The sequence below is a fragment of the Mycobacterium sp. genome (assembly GCF_035603715.1).
Taxonomy (GTDB): Bacteria; Actinomycetota; Actinomycetes; order Mycobacteriales; family Mycobacteriaceae; genus Mycobacterium.
The window spans coordinates 1-3,995 of the sequence record NZ_DATNJW010000030.1 but is presented as its reverse complement, the minus strand read 5'-3'; the positions used below and the strand labels follow the sequence as shown (position 1 = coordinate 3,995).

General features: G+C 62.8%; 5 protein-coding genes and 1 pseudogene. 3 read left to right on the top strand and 3 right to left on the bottom strand.

All coding sequences use genetic code 11. The features are described from left to right. From VN856_RS01040 to trxA, 3 genes and pseudogenes are all read left to right on the top strand, one after another. A pseudogene (locus VN856_RS01040) lies at window positions 1–826 on the top strand (FAD-dependent oxidoreductase); the annotation flags it as partial. A 118-nt stretch (window positions 827–944) separates the two neighbouring features. Beyond that, a complete protein-coding gene (locus tag VN856_RS01035) occupies window positions 945–1,925 on the top strand; it encodes an NAD(P)/FAD-dependent oxidoreductase (protein ID WP_325685271.1) in 981 nt (326 codons plus the stop codon). Then, the gene (gene trxA / locus VN856_RS01030; RefSeq protein WP_325685269.1) at window positions 1,922–2,251 is read left to right on the top strand and encodes a thioredoxin; all 330 of its coding nucleotides are present in this window, start codon (window positions 1,922–1,924) and stop codon (window positions 2,249–2,251) included. Before VN856_RS01035 ends, trxA begins: the two co-directional genes overlap by 4 nt. Before the next feature lie 98 nt (window positions 2,252–2,349). Here the strand turns inward: trxA and VN856_RS01025 are convergent, their stop codons facing one another. The 3 genes from VN856_RS01025 to VN856_RS01015 form a co-directional block, all read right to left on the bottom strand. Continuing rightward, complete coding sequence (locus VN856_RS01025; protein WP_325685275.1) at window positions 2,350–2,841, bottom strand: DUF421 domain-containing protein; 492 nt, start codon at window positions 2,839–2,841, stop codon at window positions 2,350–2,352. A gap of 105 nt (window positions 2,842–2,946) precedes the next feature. Next, the gene (locus VN856_RS01020) at window positions 2,947–3,414 is read right to left on the bottom strand and encodes a DUF5709 domain-containing protein (protein WP_325685268.1); all 468 of its coding nucleotides are present in this window, start codon (window positions 3,412–3,414) and stop codon (window positions 2,947–2,949) included. A 58-nt stretch (window positions 3,415–3,472) separates the two neighbouring features. Beyond that, a complete protein-coding gene (locus VN856_RS01015; protein WP_325685273.1) occupies window positions 3,473–3,862 on the bottom strand; it encodes a four-helix bundle copper-binding protein in 390 nt (129 codons plus the stop codon). Window positions 3,863–3,995 lie beyond the last annotated feature (133 nt).

Here is a 3,995-nt window from a genome sequence, read left to right as displayed (position 1 = left end):
TCAACAGCTACGGCGTCGACGTCCAAATTCTCGAGTCCGCCGACCGCGCACTCCCCAACGAAGACGCCGACGTGTCAAGGGAATTGACCCGTCAGTGCCGACGCCGCGGCATCCCCATCCACGCCAATACCCGGGTGGACTCGGTAATCGACCACGGCGACTACATCACCGTCACCCATACTGACCGTACGGTCAGACCACCTCAGTCGACGCCGCCCGCGCGTTCATCTGTATCGGATTTTGCCCCAATGTCGAAAACCTCGGCCTCGACGCGCTGGGCGTGGACCTCACAACAGGCGGGGCAATCGACATCGACGACTACATGCGCACCTCGGCTCCCCATATCTTCGCGATTGGCGACGTCACCGCCAAAGTGCAACTCGCCCATGTCGCCTCGGCCCAAGGAGTCATCGCCGCCGAAACCATCGCCGGCTCCCCGACCCTGCCCTTGGACTACCGCATGATGCCACGCGTGACATTCTGCCAACCCCAAGTCGCCAGCTTCGGCTACACCGAAGACCAGGCCCGCGCCAGCGGTCGCAACGTTCGAGTCGCCACGTTTCCCATGCAGGCCAGCGCTAAAGCGCACGGCCTGGGTGAACGCGGCGGCTTCATCAAAATGATTGCCGACGCCGAGCATGGCGAGCTGCTCGGAGCTCACCTCGTCGGCGCCGAAGTCAGCGAACTACTCCCCGAACTTACCGCCTCCCAACCCTGGGACCTGACCGCAACCGAGCTGGCCCGCAACGTGCACACCCACCCCACGCTCGGTGAGGGACTACAGGAATGCTTCCACGCCCTGACCGGCCACACCATCAACCTCTGACGACACCGAAGGCAGGCACGCTTTGCCGCACGACTCTCTAGAACCGGCCCACCGCAACCGTCATCCGGCGTCCACTCGGCGGCGGTCCGCGGTCACGCGTACGCATCGCTGCTGACTGATGGCCGACACAACGCGGATTCGAGATGTCATCGTCGTCGGATCAGGGCCAGCCGGATACACCGCCGCGATTTACACGGCTCGGGCCGGGCTGGACACCCTTCTCATCGAAGGCCATGAGCCCGGCGGTGCCCTCGTGGTCGCCGGGGAAGTCGACAACTACCCCGGTATCGATCCATTCGTCTCGGGTCCGGTGCTGGCTGACGCGATGCGGCGACAAGCACAACACTTCGGCGCCGAGTTACGCCCAGGCTACGTGGACAGATTCGATCTCGGCGACGAGTCCAAGACGGTCCGCATACGCGATGCCCAGCACCACAGCCGGGCGCTGATTCTTGCCATGGGCTCGGCCCCCCGCCCCCTCGACGTGCCCGGCGAATGCGGGCTCCTCGGCCGCGGTGTAAGCACCAGCGCGAAACGCGACGGCGCACAGTTCACCGGACGTGACGTCGCCGTCATCGGCGGCGGCGACGGTGCCGTTGAAGAGGCGCTTCACCTTGTGGCCCTGGCCCGCCACGTCACCCTCATCCACCATCGCCGCCGACTACGAGCATCAGCCATCGCCGTTGCTCGCCTGCGGGCACATCCCAACGTCGCGATCCTGCCATCCACCGAAGTGCTGGCCGTACAAGGTGGCCAACACGTCACCGGAGTACGCATCCGCGACTCGCGCCACGCTGGCGATTCCAGCATTGCGGTCGCCGCTGTCTTCGTCGCTGTCGGCCAGACGCCGTGCTCAGATCTCTTGGCCGGACTCGTCGACCTCGATGCCGGTGGCCACGTCCTGGCCAAAGACAATACGACCCGTACCTCCGCAGAGGGCGTATTCGCCGCCGGCGACCTGATCGACCGCCGTTACCGCCAAGCAGTCACCGCCGCGGCCGGCGGTTGCGCGGCAGCACTCGATGCCGAGCGCTGGCTGAGCCAATCGCATTGTCTCCAATTAGGTTCCATTGCCAGGAAAGGAAAAATCCCCTCATGACACCACCACGGCCCATCACCGTGAGCGATACCTCGTTTACCACTGATGTCCTGGACAGCCCCACACCGGTACTGGTTGATTTCTGGGCCCCGTGGTGCGGTCCGTGTCGTGCGGTGGCACCGATCCTTGAACAGCTCGCGATCGACCATGGGGACAAATTAATCGTGGCGAAGCTTGACGTGGACGCAAACCCGCTGACTGCTCACCGGTTTCAAGTGGCATCGATCCCCACCATGATTGTCTTCAAGAACGGCATGCCGACCACCCGCCTGGTGGGTGCGCGCGCAAAGTCGGCCTTAATCCACGAGCTTCGCGACTACCTGTAGACGACGTGGATGGCGTTTCGCTCCGGATGTCCAACATCGATTCAGCGCACTCAAGGCGAAATTGCTTTCGCCGCACATCAACTCGAGAACCATGCCGATCACCGGCTCCCATCCGTTAACAGAATGGAGATTGCGCCCTTGGCTTCGAAGATCGCGAGGTGAATACGATCGGCGCTTTCGTGTCCGTGCTGTCGTAGCACAGCCTCGAGATCGGCAATGGTGAGCCCGCATCGACGCAGGTTGCGTCGGTCGACCTGTCCGTCGCGGATCAGCACTTTCAGAGGCGGATCGATGAAACGTCGAATCCCCGGAATGAAGCGCAATCTCGCTAGCACCGCGTGGGTGACCAGAAGGCAAATGAGCGCCGCGGTTGCATTGAGCCACGAGGTATCGCTTGCGGTAGCAGCCCGACCGACGATGGCCCCGACGGCGACCGCAGCGATCCAGTCGAACGGCGCGAATTCGGCGAGGGTACGGCGCTCCGTGAAGCGAAATAGTAGCGCAGCCGTGAGGAACAAGGTCGAGGCTTTGATCGCGGCATCCACGGCACCGGGCGGATCACCGATCAGCGCATGAAAAATCCGATTCACGCGTGCCTCCGTTTCCGGCATGAGTCATCGACTTTTGCGGCCTTTACCGCCGGCCTCTCCGGCGGCACTGGCTCAAACCTCACCAACTGGCCGGACGACAGGTCATCAGAGACGCCATCCCTCACCGGCGCTGGTGTCTTCATCGACGACGATATGCATGGCGGCTTCCTCAGCCGAGGCAGCGCCGCCGTCAATGCCGACGTCGTGAGCAAGGTAATCCGTACTTGAATCCGTAGGGTCGATGCCGAAGGCGACGAGCCGACCTGCGCGCACGTCGCCGACCTGATCGTCGATTGGCTCGCCATCGCTGTCGGCGCTATCACCGAGGCCGTCGCCATCCCACTGATCGGTCACGTCAGGCACCTCGCGGGTCAGTCGGCGCGCCAAACTTTCATGGGTTCGCGCTTCCCTGGGGGTGAGACCCCACGCCCGCAGTTCCCGCGGGCGTTCCGGGGGTGAATAGCCTTCGTCGAGGTCGATGCCGGTCTGTTCTGAGTCAAGGCTTTCTTCTGGTTCGAGCAGATGGGCCTGCACATCATCGAATTCAGAAATCCCCATCAGCGCCGTCTCCATTCCGTATCTGCAAGGTCACACTCGCGCAGCGAAGTCTCGCGCCCGCTCGTTGGTCGTCTCAACCGAGCGCCTCAACAAGGTCGCGGCAGGCTCGTTCACAGCGACGGCATACGTCGGCGCACACACGGCAATGCTCGTGTTTCGCCGCATGCTTGTCGCACTCGTCTGCGCTTGTCTTACAGGCGATGGCGCACGTTTGGAGCACCGCCCTAGTCAAGTTGGCGTCGTAGCCCGTGTGCCGCGACAAGACGCGGCCAGTTGTCGCGCAGACATCCGCGCAGTCAAGGCAAGTACGGATGCATTTGGTTAAGTGATTGACGTCGTCTTCACTGAGGCAGGCATCTGCACACGCTGTGCAGGCTTGGTCGCATTCGATACAGGCGTCGATACATGCGACCAGCTTGGCTCTATCGATCTGGCCTAGATCTCGTGGATAGGTCTCCAGCATTCTTTTGACAGCGCTCACTATGTCCTCCTCGTGCAGGGCGATGGTTGTCTCGGTCTAGCCTTCTCCGCGCAAAGTACCGCTAGGGTGCGCGACTCTCCTGCTGCGCTTCTTACCCAACAGAACACGGCATGCG

Coding starts and splice junctions, on each gene's coding strand:
- VN856_RS01015 (WP_325685273.1), bottom strand. CDS start 3,862: ATGCTGGAGACCTATCCACGAGATCTAGGCCAGATCGATAGAGCCAAG.
- VN856_RS01035 (WP_325685271.1), top strand. CDS start 945: ATGGCCGACACAACGCGGATTCGAGATGTCATCGTCGTCGGATCAGGG.
- VN856_RS01020 (WP_325685268.1), bottom strand. CDS start 3,414: ATGGAGACGGCGCTGATGGGGATTTCTGAATTCGATGATGTGCAGGCC.
- trxA (WP_325685269.1), top strand. CDS start 1,922: ATGACACCACCACGGCCCATCACCGTGAGCGATACCTCGTTTACCACT.